Below are 24,065 nucleotides of genomic sequence, written 5' to 3' on the forward strand. Positions count from 1 at the left end.
AAGAAACAATGGCGAAACCAGATGCAGCGACATTTGACCGGTTGCGCGAACTGATCGCAATCGACGACCTCGGATCCCGGCCGACGCGACCGGTGCTCGAGGCGTTCAGCGGCACCGAGATGACGACGGTTCCGGTGGGAACCGCCGACGACGTCGATGCCGCCTTCGAGATCGCACGTGCCGCACAGCGCACGTGGGCCCAGGTGTGGCCCCGTGAGCGGTCAGCGGTGCTCATCGAGTTCGCCGCCCTGGTGATGAAGAACCTCGACGCGCTGGCCGACATGGCGCAGGCCGAGACGGGCAAGGCACGAAGCTATGCCCAAGAAGAGGTGCTCGACGTCGCGATGACCGCGCGGCACTACGCCAAGACCGGACCGAAGCTGCTGGCGGCGGGCAAGGTCAAAGGCATGTTGCCGCTCGCGACCGATGCCCGGGTGCGTTACCAGCCCAAGGGTGTCGTCGGCGTGATCTCGCCGTGGAACTACCCGATGACCCTCGCGGTGTCGGATGGCCTGGCCGCCTTGATGGCCGGCAACGCCGTGGTCCTCAAGCCGGACAGCCAGACACCGTATTGCGCGCTGGCGATGGTGGAGCTGCTCTACAAAGCCGGTCTGCCCAGGGAACTCTTCGCAGTGGTCCCGGGTCCGGGCTCAGTGGTGGGACAAGCGATCGTTGCCAAAGCGGACTACCTGATGTTCACCGGCTCGTCGGCGACGGGAGCGCAGCTCGCCGAGCAGTGCGGTCGCAGGCTGATCGGTTTCTCCGCCGAACTCGGGGGCAAGAACCCGATGATCATCACCAAGACCGCCGACATCGACAACGCGGTCGAGGGGGCGGTGCGCGCCTGCTACTCCAACTCCGGGCAGCTGTGCATCTCCATCGAACGCATCTACGTGGAGAACCCCGTCGCCGAGGAGTTCTCGGCAAAGTTCGCCAAACGGGTTGCCTCGATGAAACTCGGCAGCGCGTACGACTTCACCACAGAAATGGGATCTCTCGCGTCGGCGGCCCAGGTCGACACCGTCGCCGCCCACGTCGCGGATGCCAAAGACAAAGGCGCGGTGGTGCTGGCGGGCGGTAACCGCCGGGATGACCTCGGCCCGTTCTTCTTCGAGCCGACCGTCCTCACCGGGGTCGCCGAGGGCATGGAGTGCTTCGCGGCCGAGACCTTCGGGCCGCTCGTAGCGATCTATCCGGTGGACACCGTGGCCGAAGCGGTGAAACGGGCCAACGACACCGAATACGGATTGAACGCCAGCGTCTTCGCGGGGTCGTCGGACGAGGGACGCAAGATCGCTGCGGAACTGCGGGCGGGCACGGTGAACCTGAACGAGGGATACGCCGCCGCGTGGGGTTCCACTGCCGCTCCGATGGGCGGGATGGGCATTTCCGGGGTCGGGCGCCGCCACGGCGCCGAGGGGTTGCTGAAGTACACCGAGCCGCAGACCGTCGCCGAACAGCGGGTCATCGGTCTCGGCGGCATCAAGGGTGTGCCGCGCGGGTTGTTCCTGCGCATCGTGCCGACCTTCATCAAATCGCTGAAGTTCCTGCCCGGGCGGTAGCGGCTACTCCAGGGTCCGGGCCTACCCCGAGGGTCAGCGCCTACCCCGGTGGCTCCGCCGGCGCACCAGATAGATCACCACAGCACAGATCAGCACCAGTCCGACGCTGAGAATCGGTATCTGCCGCGACGGCTCGGGTACCGGCGTGGGTGCGGTGCGCTTGAGGGCGGTGAACCGTGCAGCGTGCTCCTCGGCGCCTGTGGGGGTGGGGGTGACGGACCCGGGTGTCGAAGAGGTGGCCGGCGGCGGGGGCGCGGGCGCCACTGTCTGGGCGGGCGTCGACTTGGGCGGTGCGGTGTTACCCGGTTTGGCGGGGCCCTTCTTCGCCGGCGGCTTCCGTGGCGCGGATTTCGCGGCGGCAGACCGGGCGGCAGGCACCGAGTCGGTGGTGGGTCCGGACGCCTTCTTGGGTGGGGCCTTCTTCGCCGGAACTTTCTTGGCAGCAGCCTTTTTCGCGGGTGCCTTCTTTGCCGGTGCCTTCTTTGCGGGGGTCTCTTTGGCCGGCGCCTTCTTCGCGGCAGTGGCCTTCTTCACCGGCGCAGTCTTCTTGGCGGCCGCCTTTTTTGCGGGTGCCTTTTTCGCCGGTGGGGTCCCGGGCCTGTCAGAAGAAGGCTGGTCGGCGGAGGAATTCGGATCCAGGTCGGCCATGGAAGATTGCGCTCCTTCGCTCTCGGCTGCGTCCCTGTCAATCATGCCCGGTACCGACCGTGTCGGCTCAGTTGGGTGCGGTGGTTCCCAGGCCGGCGGCAAGGCCGATCACCACAGCCATCAGCGTCACTTCGACGAGCGCGCGCTGCAGGGACACCTCTTCGCCGATGCGGTGCGCGCGCGCCGCGGGCAACCAGGTGGTGCGCTGACGGAAGGCAACGACGATCAGGATCGCGAGGCCTGCGGATTTGGCCAACAGGACGCGGCCGTAGCCGGTGCCCGTCAGCTCACCGAGCGAGTCGAGTTCGAGAAACGCCGCCACGACGCCGGTGACGAACAGGACGAGGACGCACCACTGGGCGTATCCGGAGAACAGCGGCAAGCTCGTCGCCCAGCCCTTCCGGCCGCGCACGGTCAGGGCCAGCGCCGCCAACGCGCCGCACCACCACCCGGCCGCAAGAACGTGGACGGCGACGAGCACCGGACCGCCGGTCTGCTGACCGAGATGACCGGTGACGGGTCCGATCAGCAGTCCGAGGGCGGTCACCGCAGCGGCGGCCTCGGGAACCGCCATCGCCGGCCGGAACATCCAGACCACCGCGAACATTGCCACCAGCAGGGCGCATCCGGTGCCGATCAGGGCCGGTGTCGCCCCGCTCACCCGCACGAAGTCCGACAATCCGACCGCTCCGGGCGAGCGCCCGGTCCGCTCGGCGACCCCGAGCCAGGCGGCGACCAGCGCGGCCACGAACCAGACGCCGGCCACGATGGCGATCAACTGCAGCGCCCGCGGTTCGGTGGGTTCTCCGCCGAGCACCCGCAGGCTGGTCAGTCCCAGCACGGTGATGGCAGCGCAGATGGCCACCGCGCCGGCCGCGGCATCCATCTCGGGGCCGCCCGGGCGGGCGATCACCCAGCACAATGCGACTCCGAGCCAGGCCGCGGGCACGGCACCGATCAACCATCCACGATGCGTCGTGCCCGCAGCCCGCACGACCTACTTCCTGCGCTGCAGACGGAGAGCAACAGCCAGGCCGCCTCCGAACAAGATCACGGCGACGACGATGAACGGCCACACCGGGATGCCCGACGACGAGGATTCGTCGTCGTCGACGGAGGCGCCGGGAGTGCCTTGCCCGGCAGTCGTGAGGGTGAACGTGAGCTGACCCTCCACCGGATGTCCGTCCGCCGAGGTCACCCGATAGTTGATCAGGTACTCGCCCGCAGGCCCGAGCTCGCGCAACTGAGTGCTGACGGTGCGGCCCGTGACCGTGGGTTGGCCGTCCTGCCAATAGTTTCGATCCGGCCCCACCACGGTCAACGCCGGGAAGCTCTCTTGCAGCGGTTCGTTGAACGTGAGCGTCACCGTCGGAGGTCCCACGCTGACAGACGCCCCGTCGGCGGGGTCGGAGCCGACCAGCGCCGAGTGGGCCGACGCCGTCGGAGCGAACGCGAACGTCGTCAGCAATGCCAGTGCGATCGCGCCGATGGTCAGCGCCAACCGCCTCACGAGCGCTTGCGGGCCAGCGCGCCGACCGCCACGCCGATGCCCAAGGCGCCCAATACGATTCCGGTACCGGCGAGCCAGCGCGCGGTGTTGTCCGTGCCCGACTCCGACGACTCGGACGCGGTCTGGGTGTCCTCCTCATGGGTTGCGGTGTCGGCACCGTGTCCGTGTCCGTCGGCGGTCTTCGCGCCCAGTGTCACGGTCGGGGCAGGCTTGTCCGGCTCCGGTTGGCCTTCGACCGTCGGCTGGTCCCACGCCACCACTTCACCATCGGAATAGGTCTGCACGGCAGGCAATGTCATTGTTTCCTGCTCGGGCAGCGGTCCGCCGGAGAGCCGGAACTGAACGAACTCTCCCGGGTTGATGCCCGGGTTACCGGGTGCGGCCGTCCACGTCACGGAGGTGGCCTCCTCGGTGGCCGGATCCTTGGCGATCTCGGCGGTCCAGCCCGGCATCGGTTCGGTGCGTGCGGATTTGAGATTCGGCAAGGTCACCGCCACCTTCGTGGTGCTCGCGGTGTCCGACTCGTTGGGGACCCGGAAGGTGATGACGCCGTAGCCGCCCTGGGTGAGGTCGTCGCCGACCGCGGTGACATGTGCCGCTGCGACGCCGGCGCCGAGCAGGCTCAGACCACCGACCACGGTGGCGGCAGCGAGTGACGCGCCGAGGACGCGGGCGCGTCGTGAAAATGAAGACATGATTGTTCCTGACTTGATATCGCAATGATTCCACCGCGCACGAGAGGCGGGTGGTGTGGGGAGGATGAGGCGGTCAGGCCGCCGGCGGACCGCGGAGTCCGACTCCGCCGGGTGCGAAGACACCGACGAGGGGTCGCCGTTGCGGAGCTGTCGCCGCCACGAATCGGGTGAGGTCGGGGATCGGGCCGGCGACCGAGAAGTGCAGGGTCCGGATGACCGAGGTGATCACGGAGTGCAGCCTGCTCGACCCCGCGATCAATGCTGCACAGACGGGGATGGCGACGAGGTGCGTCGCAGCCATGGCCGCCGTCGACGAATGCCCGTGGGCCATCGGGTCCGCGGTCAGGGACAGGACGGTATGACCCGCCAACTGGGCGCCGGTGAGCAAGGCGCCGAATGCCACGATCGAACCGAGCCGGCGGGAGAGGGCACCCGCGGCGATGCCGATCACCACGAGCAACACGAGCCCGGCCGAACCGGGCAGATGGCCGGACGCCGCACCGTGGGCGGCGACCGCCAACGCCGGTGCGGTGAGAGTGACGGCCAGAGGGATCAGGGACGGACTCCCAGCCGGGCCAGGAGGTCGGCGTCGATGGCGGCCAGTTCACGGCTGATGGCTGCGTGCGCACTGCGCCGACGCGCCGCGGGCATGTGCTCGGCCGCCGCGACCGCGGTCGACAGATCCGACAACCGCTGCTCCATGATCGTGGTGAACGTTTTCGTCTCGGCGTCCGAATGCTTGGCGGTGAGGGTGTGCAGCGACTCGCTCGCGCCCGAGATTCGCGCGGACAGGGCCGCGCCGTGTCCGCTGTACCGGTTCAGTTCCGCGATGGGAACCCCGGCGCGGTCGGCCTGGACGCGGCTGATCTGTTCGCGGGCAGCCGTGCTCGCGCGGTAGGCGATGGGGACGAGAACCGGGGACAGCACTTTCGCGACCTGCAGGTATCGCTTGACGCGGGCGGTGGAGAGCACCTTGCCGTCGGCAACGGCCTTGGCGTTGGCCTGCGCGATCTTCAAGTTCGTCTCGTTGGTCTTCGACAGGACCTTCGCGGCGTTCTTGTCCAGTTGGGCCTGAGCCTTGAACGACTTCTTCGCGAGCTTGCGCTGCTGCTTGCGCTCGGCTTTGGCGTCCTTGCGGCCGGACTTGTCCTCGAGCCGGGCCTCCAGTTTGGCCTTGGCCTTGAGAGCTTTCGCCTGCGCCTTGCGCTGGGCTCGGCTTGTGCGACCGGAACTGAACAGACCCATGCGGTGCGACCCTCTCGCTTGTTTCGACCAAGCCCCGCCTGCGGCGGTGTGCGAATTGTCGTGCAGTTGCGGTACAAGCATTACATAGCGTGCTCACCGGAGTTGTAGGCCCGAGCGCACAAGACGGAGGATGGTGTCGATGGCAACACGATCATCGGTGCCATCTGGCCCGACACACACAACTCTGCTGACGCCTCGTGACCTGAGCGGTTGCGAACATCGTCTTGCCCTGGACTCCAGGTTTCCCGCCACGGTTGCCGTCCCCGACGACGCCGGGGTGGCCATGCGCAAAGAAGCGGCGGCCGACCACCGCAGCCGGGTCCGGGACATGCTCCACGCGCTGCACTCCGACGAACTCGCGGGGTGGGCCGACGCGTCCGCCGGCGGGCGGGCCTACCGGGTGCAGCAGACGATGGCGGCCATCTCCGCCGGTGCGCGCTGGATCTGGGGCGCCACCCTGCCCGACGACGTCGAGGGTGGTCGCCGCGGGTGGGCGGAGTTGCTGATCCGGGTGGACGACACCCGGGGTGCCGAGGCCCACGAGGGCGCGGCGTACGTCCCGGTGAGCGTCGTCAACCACAAGGCGTCCGATCCGGGCTCGGGCGCCATCACCAGTCCGGTGTGGGCCTGGCAGCCGATGATCGACGAGACGCGAAAGGTGCGCGGCAATTCCAGGGACACCACGCGGCTGGCCCAGCTCTACCGGATGTTGCAGTCGCTCGGTGTCGCCGGAGTCGGGTTGCTGCCCGCCGGGCCGGCGGGCGGCGTCATCGGCCTCGACATCGACTGCATGGTGGTCCTCGACCTCACCGATGCCCTGATCCGCTACGACGCCTTGCTGGTCAGACGGCAGGGGATCGCAAACGGCGAGGTGCCGACGGCGCCGTCGCGGATCGGCGAGTGCCGCAGCTGCGCCTGGTGGACGAAGTGCGGACCGGAACTCGAGGCGGCCAGGGACGTCAGCCTCGTCGTCAACGGAAATCTGACCCAGCTGCTCGCGACCGTCGACGTACGGACCATCGACGAGCTGGCCGGCTACGAAGGGCCTGCACCCGAAGGGTGGCCGGGCAAGCTCGACGACGCGATCCTCATGGCGCGTGCCCGCCTGGCAGACGTGTCGCTGATCCGCCGGATGCCCGAGGTCGACGTCGTGCGCGCCGACGTGGAGGTCGATGTCGACATGGAGAGCTACCAGGACGACGGGGCGTATCTGTGGGGCACCCTGCTCACCGACAACACCGACCCGTCGCGACCGGTGATCTATCGCCCGTTCGTCACGTGGACGCCGTTGCCGACCCGCGACGAGGCCCGCTCGTTCGCCGAGTTCTGGACGTGGCTGATCGGTGAACGGGACCGCAGTCTTGCGGAAGGCAAGACGTTTGCGGCCTACTGCTATTCACAACAGGCCGAGAACCGGTGGTTGCTCGGCTCGGCGGACCGGTTCGTCGGTGAGCCGGGGGTCCCGACCCGCGACGAGGTGCTCGCGTTCATCAATTCACCCCAGTGGGTGGACATCTACGAGGCCGTCAACCGCAACTTCCTCAGCCCGCAGGGCAAAGGCCTCAAGAAGGTCGCTCCCCACGCCGGTTTTCACTGGCGCGACGACGAGGCCGGGGGCGAGGCGTCGATGCAGTGGTACCGCCGTGCGGTGGGCCTGGACGGTGATCAGATCGATCACACCCAGCGAGCTCGATTGCTCGAGTACAACGAAGACGACGTCCAGGCCACGAAGGCCTTGCGTGAGTGGATGAGCGCAGGCGCCGCCGAACAGGTCCCGTTGGGCACCGATCTGCCCGGTCCCACTGTGCGGCCGTAGACCGGGCCCGCCGCAAACCCACGTTTTCCAGGCAAAAATCAGGTGCCGCAACACCGGGGTCTGCCTGGAGTCAGTGGGTTTGTCAGCCGCGGAGGGATCCGCGCAGGGATTCGAGGAACGAGCCGCTGCCGAGCAACGCCAGGGCGCCGAGGGCGAGCAACCCGGCAGGGGCCAGGTCGCGTGCGGTGTCCGCGCCGGAACATCCGCCCGCCGAGTCCGTTCCGAGTAGACAACTGGCCGAGGCGGGGACCAGGGCTCCCGCGTCTGTGGCGACAGGCGGCTGAGCCGGACTCGCAGGCGTCGCGGCGGGATTCTGTGGAGCCTGGGGCGCCGGCGGCAGTGCGGGCGACGCGGTGACCTCGGGGACCTCGACAGTCGGCACCGGGATGATGGCGCCGCCGCTTCCGCCGGAACCCGTCCCCCCTCCACCACCCCCTGCGAGGCCGGGGGCCCGCTCGGGAGCGGATTGCGCGGGGGACTGTGGCTGCGGCTTCCCGTTCGAAGGCTTCTTGGTCGACACGGTGCCGGGTAAACGTGTGCCGGTGGATCTGGCCGTCGGGGTCGGCGCGGTGGATTTCTGGTGGGTGCCGTCCGAGCCACCACCGATGATCGGCGGGACGTTGGCCGAGGTTGTCGACGTCGTGGTGGTCGAGTCGCCCGTGGTCGACGTGCTCGTGGTGGTTGTCGTCGACTCGGTTGTTGTCGTTGTTGTTGTTGTCGTCGTCGTCGTTTCTGTTGCGGTCTCACTGGGGCCGTCACAGTGGTGATGGTGGTAATTGCCGGGATGACAGTGCGCCTGCGCAGGAGACGAGGTGGTCAGGACCAGTGCGATGCCCCCGGTCACCAGGGCGGCTGCGGCCGCGGCTGCCGACCATCGCAGGACACGGCCCCGCGGCGCACGGTGCTTCGACATCGAACCTCCATGGGGTGAACAGCGCGTGACTCTTGAAATTTCGTGCTGTTCACGGTTTATTCAGGTGGGCCCGGTCAGCGTCGACCTGGAGTCCGAGAGCATTTGCATGCCATTGCGGGCAGCCTGCACCGCCTTGGCAGCAATATTTCGATAAGCTACCATATGGCAAACACGACGTGCGGAGTAGTGAATTTCTTACTTCTAGCCGGTCGCTGCGCAGCGACCGGCCCTCACTGGGAGGCACACCTGAGATGCGCGTGGAGCGTTGAATGTCTGACAATGTGAACCCGGTGGATCCCGACACCACCTTCGATCCGGGCCTGTTCGCACGGCGACTGGAAGAGCTGTTCCGCACCGTCCCCGGCCCGAATGGACGGGCATACAGCGCCAAAGCGATCGCGAATCGGTCTACCGAGCTCGGATTCCGTCTCGGTGAGTCGTACTTGAGTCAGCTCCGGTCGGGCAAGGCGAAGTCACCGTCGTTCCGGACTGTCGAAGGCATTTCCGCAGCGTTCGGCGTCGACGTGCATTACTTTCTCGAGGACCGGGCGGCGCAGCGCACCCGCGATCAGATCGATCTGATGCGCTTGCAGGCCGACACCAGCGTGCAGCTGGCCGCCTTCCGGCTGGCCGGATTGTCCAGCGACTCGGTCACCGTCGTCAACGAGCTGATCAAGGTGCTCCGGGTGCAGCAAGGCCTACCCGCGGATCCCCCAGACCTCCTCAAGTCGTCAGAGCCAGAACTCGGTCACGGCCATTCCGGGCTGCGAGTGGTGGAGAGGCGAGAAGCAGCCGACTAGCACGTCAGGAACCGAAGGATGGTTTGATGCGATCCGAACGAATCCTGCGGGCCCTGTGTCGTCGCGAACTCGCCGACCTGGACCTCGATCTACCTCTCGATGCCGAGCAGTTGTGCGCCCGCTACGGGGACAAGCGTGGCCGGGCGATCAAGATCCTGGCGCATCCGCTGCCGGCAGGTACCCCCAACGGCGTCTGGCTGATGGCCGACGACGCCGACTACTTCTTCTACCAGGCGAACACCACAAAACTGCATCGCGATCAGATCGTCATCCACGAGTTCGGGCACCTCATCGCCGGTCACCAGATCCTGGGCACCCCGGGGTCGTTGCTGATCGCCGGTGCGCCGGACGAGGCCGGTACATCTGAGGCTCTGAGCCGGACGTGTTATTCGGATGAGCGGGAGTGGGAGGCCGAGATGTTGGCGACGATCATTCGCGAATGGGCGGCCACGGCGGCACAGGGCGTCGGCCAATCGGCCAAACACGATGGGTTGCGGGGCATCCAGAGCATTCTTGGAGGACATTCCGGATGGTTGTAGGCCACCGATGGTGATAGCAACCGTCAACGCAGTTGCGCTCGCGTTGTTCGCGATCGCGCTGTGCTGGCGGATAGATCGGATACGACGAGAGGGCGCGGGACTCCAGCCGACGGCCATGACCGTCGCCATCTCCGCGATGACCCTTGCCTTCGTGAGTATCAACCCGCATGTGCGGGAATGGCTGGATTCGACCCTGTTCACCGGCGCGGCACGGGTGATCTTCTACTGTCTGCTGGCATTCGGGGTGGCGGCACTGGTCATCGTGTTCTTCTTCGGGTCCGCCGAGGAGCAACGGCAGAGGCGAGCGGGCATGGAAGCGGTCCCGCTGGTCATCGCGATGATCGGGCTGAACGTGGCGATGTTGGTCACCCCGACCCCGGTGCGCACCGAGAATGTCTCCGAATGGACGGTGCAGCACTTCGGATTTGCGCTCTTCTTCGTGATCGCCGGATGCTATCTCGTCTACGGTCTCGGCGCGTGCGTACTCTCCATCCGGCGATATGTCGGATTGGCAGACGGCTATCTCCGGCATTCCCTGATGGTCCTGCTGATCGGTCTCTCACTCGTCGGGCTGGGTTCGCTGGTGCAAACCGCATTCGTGGTGCTGTCGGGGCTGAGTCTGGCAACAGTCCCTGTGCTGCTGAAGATCTCGGCGGTGATCTCGTCCATCGGTGCGGTTCTCTTCCTGGCAGGGATCTGCTACCCGATGCTGCGGGCCCGCTGGATCAAGGTGCGCTACAACCTGCGCCACCGCCGAGACCACTCGGAGCTCGAACCACTGTGGTCTCTGACCACGTCGGCACTGCCTGAGGTGGTATTGCCTCTTCGGTCGGTTGACGAGGCCGACGGATCGATCAATCTGCTCTATCAGCGTCGGGTCATCGAGATCCGGGATGCGCTGTTACAGCTCAGTCCGTTGCTGCCGGACGACTTCGACCATCTGACCGAGCGGGATCAGGTCTTCTACCTGCGTGACGCCGTCGAGGTGTATCGCGAGGCCGGCGGCTCGTCCGGTCCTGTCCGGCAGGTGCTCGGCGGCGCAGGTGATGATCTGGACGCCGAAGCCGCACCCCTACTACGTATTTCGCGGGCGTTGGCCGACCAGCCGGTCAGCCAGGGGCGCAACCGAACTGGGTGACCGCGAACTATCGGGCGCGACGGCCGGCTGCGCGGACCATGTCGCCGACCGTGGTGAACTTGACCCGCGGGCGCTCGAGTTCGGCCCCGGCCCGCCGTTCGGCGCGATCGATGGCTCGTACGCCCCGATAGCCGATGACGGTGCGCTTCCGCTTGCGCAGCAGGCTCTCGAAGTCGGACGGGGAGCGCTGTGATCGTGAGATCGAGCCGTCGGCAGCATCTTTCAGGAAGAGCTCGACCGTGCTTTCGGCGCACACCTTGTTGGCGCCGATACCTCCGCGTGGTCCACGCCGGGCCCAGCCCGCCACGTACGCGCCCGGTACAACCGCGCCGTCAGAGCCTACGAGTCGGCCGTCCACGTTGGGGAACACCCCGCGGCCATCGTCGAACGGAAGGCCGGCGATCGGGGTCGACCGGTAGCCGATCGACCGGACGACGAGGTCGGCGGCGATCTCGTGCCGACGCTCACCCGTGGTGACCCGGAGGCCCTCGACATGGTCGTCGCCGACGATGGCCTCGGGCGTGGTGTGGAAGAGGAAGACGATGCGGCGGCGCGTGGGATCCGCGGGGGTCCCGAGGTCGACAGCGGCGTCCGGGTCGTCGTGGACGATCACCTCGACGCCGGGGATCGACGACAGCGCACGATATTCCGCCGAAGAGTACGCGGCACCGGCCTGATCCTTGCGACCGACCACGATCACCTCGCGGACGTTCTGTTCCCGCAAGACGTCCAACGCGCGGTCGGCGATGTCCGTGGTTGCGAGTATCTCCGGCGGCGACACCAGGATCCGCGCGACATCGAGTGCCACGTTTCCGGTGCCGATGACCACCACCCGGCCGGACCGGTCGGTGGCGGCTACCGGGATCTCGCCGGAGTCGGGTGCCGAGTTGTACCAGGCCACAAGATCGGTTGCCGACGTCGAGCCCGGGAGATCTTCACCCGGAATACCCAGGCGGCGTGAATCACTGGCGCCCACAGCGTAGATGACACCATCGAAGTGTTCGCCGAGTTCGGCGGGTGTGATCTGGCCGGCGGCCACGTCGTCGCCGATCTCGACGTTGGTCGCCATCGTGACCCGGGGGTCCCGGTAGAGCAGATCGAAACCTTGGAGCACCTTCTTGGTGCCGGGGTGATCGGGCGCCACACCGGCCCGCACCAGGCCGCCGGGGGTGGGGAGTTTGTCGATCACGGTCACCTGCGCGGAGCTGCGATCGAGCAGGGTCCGCAGGGCATATCCACCCGAGGGCCCGGTGCCCACCAGTGCAACCCGCAGCCCTGCAGGGACTTTCGGGATGACCGGGTAGGAGATCGGGGTCCAGCCGGATGTGACGTCGGTGTTGTCTCGGTAGTACGAGGCGTTGATCTCGATGAAGACCTTGTCCCGGGTGCCGAGCTTGTCCGCGGGATAAATGGCGTCCACGGGACAGGCGTCGGCGCAGGCGCCGCAGTCGATGCAGGCCTCGGGGTCGATGTGCAGGATGTCGGAGCTGCCGAATCCGCGCTCCTCCGGTGTCGGGTGGATGCAGTTGACCGGGCAGACCGAGACGCATGCTGCGTCGCTGCAGCAGGTTTGGGTGATGACGAACATCAGAGCATGTTGACTTTCCGGTAGACCCGCGCCGCGGGCTCGGTGAGGAGTCCGACTTCGTCGAGGAAGCTCATCAGGTGCGCGCAGCTGCTCCGGACCATCGACTTGAAGTGCTCGTTCTCCCGGCGGGCGGCGACTGCCCTCTCGGCGTCCAGTCCGGCGTCGGTGTAGGCCTGCGGCCGGATCATGCTCGTGAAGATGAAGGCTGCGCCCACGGCGATGACGAAGGCGCTCCACTGGCGTCGCGCCCACCCGACACCCTTCATCGAGTCCCGGACCTCTTCCCGGGCGAACTTCATGTGGCGCGATTCTTCGAGGACGTGGATCTCGTTGACCGTGCGGATGAAGGGGAGGACCTGTTCGTCGCGCATGCAGCCGCGCTGGAAGACATCCAGGATCTCTTCGGCGACCAGGATGCCGCTGTAGGCGACCTCGGCACGCGCGGTACGCATGAAGACCTTGCCGAGGCGGCCGACGAACTTCGAAGGGTGGTAGGACTTTCCGACCATCTTCTGCGATGCTTTGGCGAACATGATCGAGTGCCGGCATTCGTCGGCGACCTCGGTGAGAGCGAACTGGAACTCGGGGCTGTGGTAATCACCGAGGTACTGGTCGCGGATGACCATCTCCTGCAGGATCATCTCGAACCAGATGCCGATGTTCATGATGGATGCGAACTCGTGACGGGTCAGCGAGACCCGCTGCTCCTCGGTCATCTCGTCCCAGTAATCCGTGCCGTACAGCGACGACCATTCCGGGCTGCACCCGTACTTGGCGGGGTCCATCGGCTGATCCCAGTCGATCTCGGTCATGGCGTTGCGCGACAACCGCGCCGACGACGCCAGCAGACGCTGGGACACCTCGTCGGCACCCTGATCGCGCAGGCTGACGACGTTGTCTCCGTGATCGCGTATGGACGATGTGTTCGCAGCTGTGGCCACCATGGGGAGTCCCTTTCACCCGAGTCCGACAATGCTCATTGATATAACAACAGATGTTGTCACGATAGGACGTGAGCGGTCAAGGGTTGGCGCAAGACACGGCAGAACCAGACGCTTCGGCGCCGGTGCGGTCCCGGGTTATCGTCGCAGGCATGCCCGCCTACGAACTGTGGGACGCCCGCTACGGAAAGGTGGCCGTCGATCTGCGAGTCGACGAGCGCCGCGTCACGGTGAGCGGTGAGTCCATTCCCATCGCGACGCTCGAACGCGCCGGTACTGCCGGTCTCGATCCGGACGGACTCCGGAAGGATGTTCCGATCGGCACGCGGCACGGTCGTGAACTCCGCCTGACGCTCGACGGCGATCGGTATGAACTCCACCCGGGACGGGGGAGGTTCTCACGACGGTCGTATCGGATCGGTGTCACCGGCCACGGCCACGAGTGGCTGTTCACCCCGGCGACGCCGGACAGCCACCGGCTCGTCAGGGGTTCGCGATACCGCGGCGACAACGAAGTGGCCATGTTCACCACCGACGAATCCGGCATCACCGCCGAGTGGTCGACCGAGATCCGGGTCGCCGGTGTGGTCGCAGCTGCCGCTGATCCGACGCCGGCGGACTGCGCTCTCGGGTATGCGCTCGCCGCCGCATTCGGGACCGGTGCCCGACTCATGGTTGTCGCCATCGCCGCGGCGGCGTCGGATGCCTTCTTTCCGGGCTGAACGCGGTGGTCCGCTGTCAGCCCGGCGTCATCAGACGGTGAGCAGGCGAAGGACCAGCGCCGCAATTGCCAGGACGGCGAGGAACGCCGCCGGGCCGACACCCGCCACGTCCTTGACGCGCAGGTGCGCGATGACCGCCCCGACGAAGTACGCGATCACGCCGATTGCTGCCGCGACGCCGATCGGCCACCAGAACAGGCCGATCACCAGGCCGATCGCGCCCGCGATCTCGAGATAGGCGAGGACCGGAATCCGCTGCGCCGGAACTCCCACGGTGCTCATCGATTCGATGACAGCGGGCATCTTGGTCAGTTTGCCGACGGCGGAGACCGTCAGCGCTACAGCAAGAAAGATCGAAACGATGAGTGTCGCGATGAACATGGTGTTGTGTCTCGTTTTCGTAGGTGTACGAACAAGGCCGGACTCGAACGAGTCCGGCCTTGTCGTGGGGTGGGGAGAGCTTAACGCGGCGCCATGCGCAGTGCGCCGTCCATGCGGATGGTCTCGCCGTTGATGTAGTCGTGATCGACGAGGAACGCGGCCAGCTTCGCGTAGTCGTCAGGCTCGCCGAGACGCTGCGGGAACGGGATCCCGGCCTCGAGGGTCTTCTTGAACTCCGGGGTGATGCCGTCGAGCATCGGGGTGTTGATGGTGCCCGGCGCGATGGTGTTGACGCGGACGCCGACCTGCGCGAGGTCGCGGGCGGCGGTGATGGTCATGGCGTGCACGCCGCCTTTGGAGGCGGTGTAGGCGATCTGACCGATCTGGCCTTCGAAGGCGGCGACCGACGCGGTGTTGATGACGATCCCGCGCTGGTTGTTCTCGTCGACAGCGTCCTGCTTCTGCATGCGGTTGGCGGCCAGGCGCATCACGTTGAAGGTGCCGACCAGGTTGATCTCGATGATCTTCTTGAACAGGTCGAGCTCGTGGGGACCCTTCTTGGTGAGGATCCGGCTCGCCCAGCCCACGCCGGCGCAGTTGACCGCGACGCGCAACGGGGCGCCGGATTCGGCGATGGTGTCCAGTGCTGCCTCGACGTCGGCCTCGCTGGTCACGTCGGCGGCGATCAAGGTGACGCCCTCTGTAGCGCCGGCCTTGTCGATCGACGGCTGCAGATCCAGCCCGAAGACGACCGCGCCCGCGTCGGCGAACCGCTTGGCGGTGGCCGCTCCGAGGCCTGATGCGCCGCCTGTGACCAATACTGCTGAACCTGAGATCTCCACTGGTGTTGCCGTCCCTTCTACAAGTGTCCGCGGGTTGTCGACCCCGCTGGGAACACCCTAGTCAGCGGCCGCGGTGAGCGATCGCTCGGCTGGTGCTTGCTCGTCGGCGATGTGCTCGCCCTCCGCACGTTCGGCGTGCAGGCGAGCGTGCTCGCGGTGACTGCGGACGTACCAGGTACCCCCGCTGACGATCATCGCGACCGCGGTGATGGTGAACACGGTGACGACGAAGTTGTCGGCAGTGACGAGCCCTTCGGCGGTCAGCCAGACGGCGAAGACGAAGAACAGCACGGCTGCTCCGTACGCGATGGCCTTCTCCGGGAGACGGCGACCCAGCAGGGCGCCCACGGCAATGGCGAGACCATCTGCGGCCACCATGCCGATGGTGGACCCGATCCACACGCCTGCCCAGTTGTGGTCCGTGGCCAGGGTGATGGTCGCGAGCATGGTCTTGTCGCCGAGTTCGGCGAGGAAGAACGATCCGACCACCGCGAGCAGGATCGACTTGCTGACCCGTTCGGCCTTTGCCGATTCGTCGTCGTCGAGAGAATCGCCGCGCAGTGTCCAGAATCCGAAGATCAACATCGCGAGCCCGCCGACGATGGACATCACGTCACCGGGGATCGACAGGCCGAGGAAATGGCCTAGGCCGACGGAGACCGCATGCACCGCAGTCGTGGCGATGGTGATCCCGAGGACGACTACCCACCACCGGTAGCGGAGGGCGAACGTCATGGCCATCAGCTGGGACTTGTCGCCGAGTTCGGCTACGAAGATCACGCCGAAGCTGACCAGGAATGCGGTAATCACCCGACCAACGTAAGCCTGTCCCATGAGTTGCTGCAACAGCTTGCGCACCCGTATTTGCGCAGGTGGGAGGCCCTTTCTTAAAAGTTTGGGGACCCGAAACTTAGGTTTCCCTTACCCGGTGAATCCGGGCCGGTGAACCGCGCTGCCCTGACCTGCGTCATCAGTGGTCGAGAGGACACAAAAACGGTGCCGGTCGGGGGGATCTAAGCAGCGAGGAGCATCGCCAGGACGGCGGTGTCGGGGTCGTTGCCGAGATCGACACCCACCTGATTGCGCATCATCACGACGGTGCCGTCGGCCTCGGCCTCGGCCCACCCCGCGCGATGCTCGAGCCCGAGCTCGGGCAGACCGGGCAGGAGCACACACCCGGAGGCGACATCGGAGCACTCGGGAAGCGACGGACGCGTCTCTGACGGCGGATGCAGCATCAACAGAGCAGGTGGCGGCGTATGGAACGGGCCGGCGTCCGCGAAGTCGTTGTCGATGACACTGCCCACCGCGAGCATCAGACCGACGGTATCGGGGTCGCACACCTCGGGGCGGTCCTCGATCACGCTGAACACCGTCGTCGTGCGCAGGAAGCCGGGGCGGCAGGCGATCCGCACCGATGCAACGAGGGTCTGTGTCCATTCGAGCGTGGTGTCCGGCCAGCGACCGGAGATCAGGATCCCGCGTAGTTCGCCGTCTCGATGGAAGGGAGTGAGCCCGATCGGAATGGATCCGGACCGCGACTTCTCGTGACCGGTGGCGTCCTCGCTCATGGTGACCTCCTGTTGCCGGAAGTGCAGATACCTATATGTGATCGCCCTTGATCTCTGTTTCTACTCTCCTCGCAGCATGCCCGGTAACTGATTGGCACACAAGCCGACTCGAGTGCCAAACCGGCGGTTTAACACGGAGTTTCTTTTCCCGCGCGAAGGCGGGCAAAAAAGCACGGCGGCCGCCCCGAAGGGCGACCGCCGTGTCACGTGCGTGGAGCGGGTGCGATCAGGCAGGCACGATCAGGCCGGAACCCTGCGCCTGAGCCTTGGCGAAACGCTCGGAGGCGTCGGCCCAGTTGACCACGTTCCACCAAGCCTTGACGTAGTCCGGCTTGACGTTCTGGTAGTCGAGGTAGAAGGCGTGCTCCCACATGTCCAGCATGACGATGGGGATGAAACCAACGGAAGTATTTCCGTGCTGATCGGTCAGCTGCTCGATGAGGAGCTTGCCCTCGATGGTGTCGTAGCCCAGGATCGCCCAGCCACTGCCCTGCAGCGTGGTGGCCGCGGCGGTGAAGTGCGCCTGGAACTTGTCGAAGCCGCCGAACTGATCGTCGATGGCTGCAGCGAGGTCGCCTTCCGGCTTGTCGCCACCGTTGGGCGACAGGTTCTTCCAGAAGATCGAGTGGTTGGTGTGCCCGCCGAGGTGAAAGGCGAGGTTGGCCGACAGCTGAAAGACCTTGTCAGCGATGGTGCCGTCTTCACGAGCAGCCGCGAGCTTCTCAACGGCAGTGTTCACGCCCTTGACGTAGGTGGCGTGGTGCTTGCTGTGGTGCAGCTCCATGATCCTGCCGGAGATGTGCGGCTCGAGAGCTGCGTAGTCGTAGTCCAGGTCCGGCAAGGTGTATTCAGACACGATGTTCCTCTCACTATGCGGGGACGTTAGGTCCCCAGTTTGTCGTCCTCTAAATGGGCTCTACCCGTTCGAGTGCACTTCCTACCCTTACGCAGGATATGGGGATGTGCAATAGCGTGCGCCAGATGCACCTCAAGCCTGGTTGAGGTTTGGCGGCACCGCTCGGCCGTGGATCCGGCGCTCGTTGTCCGCGCTAGGAGGCGAAGATCAAGATGGCGAGAACCAGGAGAAGTGCGACGACGCTGATGCCGGTGGTGAGGCAGCGCGCCCCGACATTGATGGGTTCGGCACCCGGCCACGTACGGGGACGACGCTCGAACAACGGAGCGTCGTTTCCGGAACTGGTCGAGGCTGCCACCCGTTCTCCTGCCGTCCGTTTCCGTCGGTGATGTGCGAACTCGTGAGTGATAACCGTCACAAATGCACGTGTGTCGGCAAGCTAAGCATGTCTTCGCCCAGTACTCAAGCCGCGATCGCAGGATGGGACCTGCCGCCGGTCCAACTATCATCTTCCGCGGGGCACGCAACGGCGTTGCTGTGCGTCCAAACGCCAGGAAGATCGAGCGGAGGTGGATCGATTGGCACGCCCGACTGCAGCGCAGCTCTACGCCGCATACGGTGACAACGCAGACAGCGACGTCACCCTTCGCCTCCTACGCTCGCGAAACGCGGTTCCCTACCTAGCGATCATGGCCGCCCGGCTGGCCGACGGTCAGGTCGATGGTGACCATCTCGGCGCGGGCGTGGAGAAAGACCTCGCAGACCTGGCCGACCATTGGCTTCAGCGCGGGTGGGAGCTGCCCACCGCGGACGACCTGCTCGACCGTTGGGTGCGCGCGGGGTATCTGGCCCGCACCCTGGTGGCCGACACCCAGATCGAGCGGTACCAGCTCACGCGCGGTGCCACCCAGGCCATCGCCCAGGTGCAGGCTGTGCGACAGAACCGGACGGTCGCCACCGAGACGGTGCTTGAGTTGGTGATGTCGCGATTGTCGAACATCGCGGTGTCGATCAATCCCGATCCCGGTGAGCACATCCGTGACATCGATCAGAAGATCGCCGAATTGACTGCGCGCAGAGCAGAACTCGCAGCCGGAGCGATTCCGGCGGTCGATACCCGCCGGGTTCTGGACGACATCAGGATGGTCAGTTCGCTCGCCGAACGGATGCCGGCGGACATCATCGGGTACGGGGAGAAGATGCGGGAGAACTCGCGTGCCTTGCTCACCAGTGGGCTCGACGCCGAGCAGGGGTCGCACGCGGACGTGCTCAACCGGATGTTCGACGGCCACGATGCGCTCGCCGACTCGGACGAGGGCAAGGCGTTCGACACGTTCTACACGCTGATCGCCGACCACCGGCTCCGCGAGGATCTCGAGGCGAGTATCGCGGCGATCGCGTCAGGGTTACCGAACCTGCCCCACGACCTGCTCGACACCCTCACCGGGTTCATCGACCGGATGTGGGACGAGGTGCAGTCGGTCGACGAGGTGCGGGGGCAGGTCTACCGCCGGATCAACACGTTCGTGAAGGACGGCGACTTCCTGCATTACCGGGCCCTGCGTAGCCAGATCTCCGACGCCCAGCGCGCCGCCGCCGCCGCATTTGTCCATGCGGGTCCGGGCAAGGACATGGGTATCGCCGTACCGATGAGCGCCGCAAGCTCCAATTCCGTTGGAGCACTGGTCTTTCACGACGGGATCATCGATTCACCCGGTGCGGTTGCCGACACCGCGGGTGAGATCAGGATCGACCCGGCCGACCTGGTCGGTGTGGAGTCGATCGATTGGCATGCCCTGACCGACGCGGTGAACGATGCGATCGCATCCGGGCCTGCCGGGATCGATGAGGTCCTGGCGTTGCTGCCGACCGCGCGGACCGGTGACGTGATCGGGATCTGGTCGCTGGCGCAGCGGCACGGTGCCACCGACGACTCCGGCGCCGAGATCACCGTCCTTGCTCACACGGCCCGTGGCCTGCGTGAGATCAACATGCCTGCCGTGCTTTTCACGCATTCGCTGCCCGACCCCATAACCGCGCAGCCACATGAGGTGATGCACTTGCTGGACGAGCCAGACGTAGCGGGACAGAAGGTGGTCAGGTGAGTACCCCAGAGGAACCGATGGTAGAGCCGACAGGCGAGCAGAACCTCGGGCAGCAGGAAGGCGAAGACCTGTTCGTCGACGATCCGGGTGCATTGACCGAACCATCGGTCGACCTGTCGCACTTCGCCTTCGACGGCTCGGAGCCCGTCGGGACGATCAGCGACCCGCAGGTGGACGCGCGATTCGATGGTGACACCTCCGCGTTACCCGCCCCGGTCTGTTACGCGCTGCAGGAGCTGGTCGCCGCCGCGCATGTCTCGGTGCGCTCGCGCAACTGGAAGACCATCGAGGTGCACGAAGAGGTCATCAGATCCAGGCTCTCCGAGCTGAACCTGCAGCTCGAGATCAACCGTGAGCACAAGTACGCCTTCACCCGGCAGGTCTCGGAAAATGATCCGAGGCAACGCAATATCCTGCGCGCACAGACCCTCACCCTGGCTGCCTCGGTGCTCGCCCTGTTCCTGCGGCAGAAGTATCTGACGAGTGCAGACGAGTCCGTGGTCGCAGAACGCGGCGAGATCATGGACCACATGCTCACCTACAAGCCGGTGTCGGACACCGACGAGGCCGGGTTCATCAAGCGTATCGATGCCGCGATCAATCAACTCGAGTCGCGCAAGATCATTCGCGCACTGCCGGGCACCGATCGCTACGTGGTGCACGGGGTGATCGCCTCACTGCTCGGGCCGGAGCAGGTCGCTGCATACACCGAGGCCTATCGGCGACTCGCCGGCGAGCATGCCGAAGACGGAACCGACCTGACCGAACTCGACGACCGGGAGCGCACGACATGACCGAGATCCTGGAAACCCCGGTTCGTGCGGGCAAGCGGACCATGAACATCGGCCAGTTTCGTTTGACCCGTATTCAGTTGGTCAACTGGGGCACGTTCGACGGGTACAAGGACTACCCCATCGACGAGCGTGGCGTGATGCTCACCGGACCGTCGGGCTCCGGTAAGTCGTCGATGATGGACGGTCACTCGGTGGTCTTGCTTCCCACCTACGACCAGGTGTTCAACGCGTCCGCCGACCTGTCCGCGAAGGGCGCGAAGAAGGCCGCTCGTTCCATGGCCGATTACGTCCGTGGGGCCTGGGCCGAGAACGATGACCGCTACAACCAGTCGCAGGTGCAGTACCTGCGCGCCGACGGGGCGACCTGGTCGGCGATTGCCGCGACCTACGACAACGGTGCCGGCTCGTCCACCACCGCAGTGGCCATCAAGTGGTTTCCGGGCTCGGGTACCGACGGCAGTTCGCTGCGATCCTGGTATCAGCTGCACACCGGGCATTTCGACCTGCTGTCGCTGAATGTCTGGGCGCAGAGCGGTTTCGACATCCGCCGGTACCGCGCGGCGAATCCTGAGGTGGAATGCTTCGACGTGCAGAGTGCGTATCAGGAGGCACTGCGACGCCGGGTCGGTATCGGTCAGTCGTCGGCCGCGTTGTCTCTGATGGGCAAGGCGAAGGCGATGAAGAACGTCGGCGATCTCAACCTGTTCATCCGCACCTACATGCTCGACCGGCCGGAGACGTACGCGAAAGCGGAACGGCTGGTGGAGAACTTCACCCAGCTGGACGAGGCATACCAGGCCGCAGCCCGAGCCAACGCCCAGGAGCAGGTGCTGCGCCCCATCCCTGATGCGTGGGACACCTATTGCAGCGCAGAAGAATCGACGACCCGCGCCGGAACCCTGCTGGGCCCTCCGATGCGCGCGTTCATGCGCGAGCACCGGATGACGCTGCTGCAGGCACGCCTGGACCAGATCGACACCGACCGTGAGCGTCTCGACAACGAGGTGGCCAAGTGGGAGAACCTTGCCGACGAGCGCGAGGAGCGCCACACGTCGCTGCGTGATCAACTGACCTCGGAGAAGGGCGAGCTGACCACCCTCGAATCCGAACTGAAATCGTTCGAGCAGCAGGTCACTGCGCGGAACCGGGCGTATGAACGGTATGCGACGCTCGTCGGTGGGCTCGGAGAACGGACCCCGGAGACGCAGGACGAGTTCGCGGCGCTGCGGCTGCGGGCCCCGGAGATCGCTCGTGCGGCACGGGAATCCGCCGACAAGCTGGCCACCACGGCGCACAGCTTCTTTGCCGCGGAGACCGATGCCCGGCGCGAGTTCGAAGCGGCGGTGGAGGAACTCGCCAGCCTCAACACCCGACGATCCCTGTTGCCGCGCGAGGTCTTGGGCCAGCGGGACGGGATCGCCCAGGCCACGGGTGTGCCCGCCGAAGACCTGCCGTTCGCCGCGGAGCTGATCGACGTCGACCCGGCCGACAAGGATCGGTGGGCCGGGGCCGCCGAGCGGGTGCTGCGTGGTCTGGGCATGACCATGCTCGTACCCGAGGCGCACCGGACGACGATCGGCGAGTTCGTGAACCGCACCAATCTCGGAGGTGTGCTCGAATACCGCGTTTACCAAGAACATTCATCCCCGGGTGCTGATCCGGTCCCGGGTTCACTGGCGGAGAAACTGCTGGTCGACGAACGCCATCCCGCGGGCGGCTGGCTCGCCGGTGTGGTGGCGCGTAGTGCAGAACACATCTGTGTCGATCTCCCGGCGCAGCTCGACCAGCATCCACTCGCCGTCACACCGCAGGGCCTGGTGAAGTCGGGGCGAGACCGATTCCGCAAGGACGATCGCCGCTCGGTCTCCGATCGCACGCAGTGGATTCTCGGATCGAACACCGACGGTAAGCGCACCGCACTCGAGGAACTGCGGGACCACCGGGAAGCGCTGTTCGCCGAGGCCCGTCAGGCCGCCCAGGACAAGCGAGATCTGTTGGAGGCCAATCGCGAACGCGCAAAGAACGCGGACGCGCTCGCGGCGTACGCCTCGTGGGCCGAGCTCAACTGGTGGTCCTCTCGCCGCGACGCCGACGAACTCAACGCCCGGATCGATCGCGTCCGGGAGAATCGTGTCGATCTCGCGGAACTCGAAGAGCAGGTCGAGATCGCCCGCGCCGACTGGCGAGAGGCCGTGGCCCGGGTCGGTGCGCTCGGTGACCAACTGGGTCATGTCGGTTCGGACTGGGACCGGTGGTTTGCCGAAGCCGAGCAGGTGAAGGCCGAGAGCACGAAACTCGACGACGCGGACCGGGAGTATCTCGCGGGTGTCCTCGCGGAGACCCTTGCCGCCGGCGGCAAGACGCTGACTCTCGACAATTACGGCGAGGTGCGGTCGGACCTGCGAAATGCCTTGGAAGCTGTTGTCGGAAAGGCCAATGCCGAGCGTGACGGCGCGGAGAACCGGATCGTGCGTGCGGGCGAGGCGTTCCTGCGGGAGTGGCCCGAGGCATCGGCAAACCTCAGTGCGAGTGTCGAATACGCAGCTGACCTGGTGTCCATCCACCAGAGTCTCGTCGAGCACGGATTGGCTTCGACGCAGCAGCGGTTCCGGCAGTTGATCACCACCGACATCAGTCATTCGGTGTCCAACCTGTACAAGGAGATCGCGGACACCAACAAACGGATCACCCGCGGGATCGCCGAGGTCAACATCGGCTTGCAACGGGTCGACTTCAACGAGGACACCTATCTGCAGATCGCACAACTGCACAACCCGACGGACGAGTCGCGGGAGTTCGCCAAGATCGTCGACTCGATGATCCGGGATGCTCCGGCGGCCAAGTCCGGCGACGGCGCAGTGCTGGCGCGGCAGTTCTACCGCATCCGTGGTCTCGTCGCACGGCTCACAGGAACCGATGCGGAGAACCGCCGCTGGTGCGACAACGTGCTGGACGTTCGCAACAGCTACACCTTCTACGGTAAGGAACTGAGCTCCGGGGCCCCCGCCGACGACCCTCCGGTCCACACCTACCGCAACACCGCCTCCAACTCCGGTGGCGAGCAGGAGAAGCTCGTTGCCTTCTGTCTTGCTGCGGCGCTGAGCTTTTCTCTCTCGCACGGAGAAGACCACCGACCGGGCTTCGCCCCGTTGATGCTGGATGAGGCGTTCAGCAAATCGGATGAGACCTTCAGCTCGCAGTCGCTGCGGGCGTTCGAGCAGTTCGGTTTCCAGCTGATCATCGCGGCCCCGATCCGTATGGTCGGCATCGTCGAACCGTTCATCGGTCAGGTCATCCTGGTGGACAAGCAGACCGGGGAAGGTGGCGCTCGTTCGGATGCTCGCGCAGCGACCTTCGGTGAGCTCGCGGCAGCCCGGGCAACCGGCGGAAGAAAGTAGA

General features: G+C 66.0%; 24 protein-coding genes. 9 read left to right on the forward strand and 15 right to left on the reverse strand.

Annotated elements, in window-relative coordinates:
- Positions 1 to 8: 8 nt before the first annotated feature.
- The gene (locus BH683_RS03070) at positions 9 to 1,562 is read left to right on the forward strand and encodes a succinic semialdehyde dehydrogenase (RefSeq protein ID WP_084834803.1); all 1,554 of its coding nucleotides are present in this window, start codon (positions 9 to 11) and stop codon (positions 1,560 to 1,562) included.
- Between the two features lie 33 nt (positions 1,563 to 1,595).
- Here BH683_RS03070 and BH683_RS28815 read toward each other — a convergent pair whose 3' ends face one another.
- The 6 genes from BH683_RS28815 to BH683_RS03100 form a co-directional block, all read right to left on the reverse strand.
- A complete protein-coding gene (locus tag BH683_RS28815) occupies positions 1,596 to 2,210 on the reverse strand; it encodes a hypothetical protein (RefSeq protein ID WP_246833166.1) in 615 nt (204 codons plus the stop codon).
- Positions 2,211 to 2,277: 67 nt separating this feature from the next.
- Entirely contained in the window at positions 2,278 to 3,204 is a 927-nt protein-coding gene (locus BH683_RS03080; RefSeq protein WP_084834804.1) for a CopD family protein, read from the reverse strand.
- A gap of 3 nt (positions 3,205 to 3,207) precedes the next feature.
- Positions 3,208 to 3,720, reverse strand: coding sequence for a copper resistance CopC family protein (locus BH683_RS03085; RefSeq protein WP_084834805.1), 513 nt, complete (start codon positions 3,718 to 3,720; stop codon positions 3,208 to 3,210).
- Positions 3,717 to 4,415, reverse strand: coding sequence for a YcnI family protein (locus tag BH683_RS03090; RefSeq protein ID WP_084834806.1), 699 nt, complete (start codon positions 4,413 to 4,415; stop codon positions 3,717 to 3,719). Before BH683_RS03090 ends, BH683_RS03085 begins: the two co-directional genes overlap by 4 nt.
- Positions 4,416 to 4,488: 73 nt before the next feature.
- Complete coding sequence (locus BH683_RS03095) at positions 4,489 to 4,935, reverse strand: hypothetical protein (protein ID WP_094647208.1); 447 nt, start codon at positions 4,933 to 4,935, stop codon at positions 4,489 to 4,491.
- Positions 4,936 to 4,967: 32 nt separating this feature from the next.
- Complete coding sequence (locus BH683_RS03100) at positions 4,968 to 5,660, reverse strand: DUF6474 family protein (protein WP_084834808.1); 693 nt, start codon at positions 5,658 to 5,660, stop codon at positions 4,968 to 4,970.
- A 139-nt stretch (positions 5,661 to 5,799) separates the two neighbouring features.
- Between BH683_RS03100 and BH683_RS03105 the strand changes: the two genes are divergently transcribed.
- Positions 5,800 to 7,476 carry a TM0106 family RecB-like putative nuclease gene (locus tag BH683_RS03105; RefSeq protein ID WP_084834835.1) on the forward strand — a complete coding sequence of 559 codons (1,677 nt, stop codon included), beginning with the start codon at positions 5,800 to 5,802 and terminating at the stop codon, positions 7,474 to 7,476.
- 82 nt (positions 7,477 to 7,558) lie between these two features.
- Here BH683_RS03105 and BH683_RS28310 read toward each other — a convergent pair whose 3' ends face one another.
- Positions 7,559 to 8,389 (reverse strand): hypothetical protein, encoded by an 831-nt coding sequence (locus BH683_RS28310; protein WP_143695961.1) that lies wholly within the window; start codon positions 8,387 to 8,389, stop codon positions 7,559 to 7,561.
- A 269-nt stretch (positions 8,390 to 8,658) separates the two neighbouring features.
- On the opposite strand from BH683_RS28310, the gene BH683_RS03120 reads away from it, so the two are divergent.
- Genes BH683_RS03120 through BH683_RS03130 form a run of 3 tightly spaced genes read left to right on the forward strand, consistent with a single transcriptional unit; the run spans position 8,659 to position 10,866 of the window.
- Positions 8,659 to 9,189, forward strand: a complete 531-nt coding sequence (locus BH683_RS03120; RefSeq protein WP_084834811.1) for a helix-turn-helix transcriptional regulator — start codon at positions 8,659 to 8,661, stop codon at positions 9,187 to 9,189.
- Between the two features lie 26 nt (positions 9,190 to 9,215).
- Positions 9,216 to 9,728, forward strand: coding sequence for a hypothetical protein (locus BH683_RS03125; protein ID WP_210405150.1), 513 nt, complete (start codon positions 9,216 to 9,218; stop codon positions 9,726 to 9,728).
- Between the two features lie 7 nt (positions 9,729 to 9,735).
- Entirely contained in the window at positions 9,736 to 10,866 is a 1,131-nt protein-coding gene (locus BH683_RS03130) for an MAB_1171c family putative transporter (RefSeq protein WP_084834813.1), read from the forward strand.
- A gap of 7 nt (positions 10,867 to 10,873) precedes the next feature.
- On the opposite strand, the gene BH683_RS03135 is transcribed toward BH683_RS03130, so the two are convergent.
- A complete protein-coding gene (locus BH683_RS03135; RefSeq protein WP_084834814.1) occupies positions 10,874 to 12,454 on the reverse strand; it encodes an FAD-dependent oxidoreductase in 1,581 nt (526 codons plus the stop codon).
- On the reverse strand, positions 12,454 to 13,398 hold the full coding sequence (locus BH683_RS03140; protein WP_084834815.1) for a diiron oxygenase: 945 nt from the start codon (positions 13,396 to 13,398) through the stop codon (positions 12,454 to 12,456). Before BH683_RS03140 ends, BH683_RS03135 begins: the two co-directional genes overlap by 1 nt.
- Positions 13,399 to 13,547: 149 nt before the next feature.
- Here BH683_RS03140 and BH683_RS03145 point away from each other — a divergent pair, with 149 nt between their 5' ends.
- Entirely contained in the window at positions 13,548 to 14,117 is a 570-nt protein-coding gene (locus BH683_RS03145; RefSeq protein WP_143695962.1) for a hypothetical protein, read from the forward strand.
- 30 nt (positions 14,118 to 14,147) lie between these two features.
- Here the strand turns inward: BH683_RS03145 and BH683_RS03150 are convergent, their stop codons facing one another.
- From BH683_RS03150 to BH683_RS28575, 6 genes are all read right to left on the reverse strand, one after another.
- Positions 14,148 to 14,498, reverse strand: coding sequence for a DoxX family protein (locus BH683_RS03150; RefSeq protein ID WP_084834817.1), 351 nt, complete (start codon positions 14,496 to 14,498; stop codon positions 14,148 to 14,150).
- 80 nt (positions 14,499 to 14,578) lie between these two features.
- Entirely contained in the window at positions 14,579 to 15,340 is a 762-nt protein-coding gene (locus BH683_RS03155) for an SDR family oxidoreductase (RefSeq protein WP_084834818.1), read from the reverse strand.
- Positions 15,341 to 15,397: 57 nt separating this feature from the next.
- Positions 15,398 to 16,150, reverse strand: a complete 753-nt coding sequence (locus BH683_RS03160) for a TMEM165/GDT1 family protein (protein ID WP_084834819.1) — start codon at positions 16,148 to 16,150, stop codon at positions 15,398 to 15,400.
- 203 nt (positions 16,151 to 16,353) lie between these two features.
- The gene (locus BH683_RS03165; RefSeq protein WP_084834820.1) at positions 16,354 to 16,911 is read right to left on the reverse strand and encodes a peptidase; all 558 of its coding nucleotides are present in this window, start codon (positions 16,909 to 16,911) and stop codon (positions 16,354 to 16,356) included.
- A gap of 226 nt (positions 16,912 to 17,137) precedes the next feature.
- On the reverse strand, positions 17,138 to 17,767 hold the full coding sequence (locus BH683_RS03170; protein ID WP_084834821.1) for a superoxide dismutase: 630 nt from the start codon (positions 17,765 to 17,767) through the stop codon (positions 17,138 to 17,140).
- A 193-nt stretch (positions 17,768 to 17,960) separates the two neighbouring features.
- A complete protein-coding gene (locus BH683_RS28575) occupies positions 17,961 to 18,125 on the reverse strand; it encodes a hypothetical protein (RefSeq protein ID WP_168186951.1) in 165 nt (54 codons plus the stop codon).
- Between the two features lie 220 nt (positions 18,126 to 18,345).
- Between BH683_RS28575 and BH683_RS03175 the strand changes: the two genes are divergently transcribed.
- Genes BH683_RS03175 through BH683_RS03185 form a run of 3 tightly spaced genes read left to right on the forward strand, consistent with a single transcriptional unit; the run spans position 18,346 to position 24,064 of the window.
- Positions 18,346 to 19,872 carry a DUF3375 domain-containing protein gene (locus BH683_RS03175; protein ID WP_084834836.1) on the forward strand — a complete coding sequence of 509 codons (1,527 nt, stop codon included), beginning with the start codon at positions 18,346 to 18,348 and terminating at the stop codon, positions 19,870 to 19,872.
- A complete protein-coding gene (locus BH683_RS03180; RefSeq protein WP_246833165.1) occupies positions 19,869 to 20,666 on the forward strand; it encodes a DUF4194 domain-containing protein in 798 nt (265 codons plus the stop codon). The genes BH683_RS03175 and BH683_RS03180 overlap by 4 nt, the downstream gene beginning before the upstream one ends.
- On the forward strand, positions 20,663 to 24,064 hold the full coding sequence (locus BH683_RS03185; RefSeq protein WP_084834822.1) for an SbcC/MukB-like Walker B domain-containing protein: 3,402 nt from the start codon (positions 20,663 to 20,665) through the stop codon (positions 24,062 to 24,064). Before BH683_RS03180 ends, BH683_RS03185 begins: the two co-directional genes overlap by 4 nt.
- Position 24,065 lies beyond the last annotated feature (1 nt).

Origin of the sequence: Williamsia sp. 1138 (assembly GCF_002095435.2) — a bacterium.
Lineage (GTDB): Bacteria > Actinomycetota > Actinomycetes > Mycobacteriales > Mycobacteriaceae > Williamsia.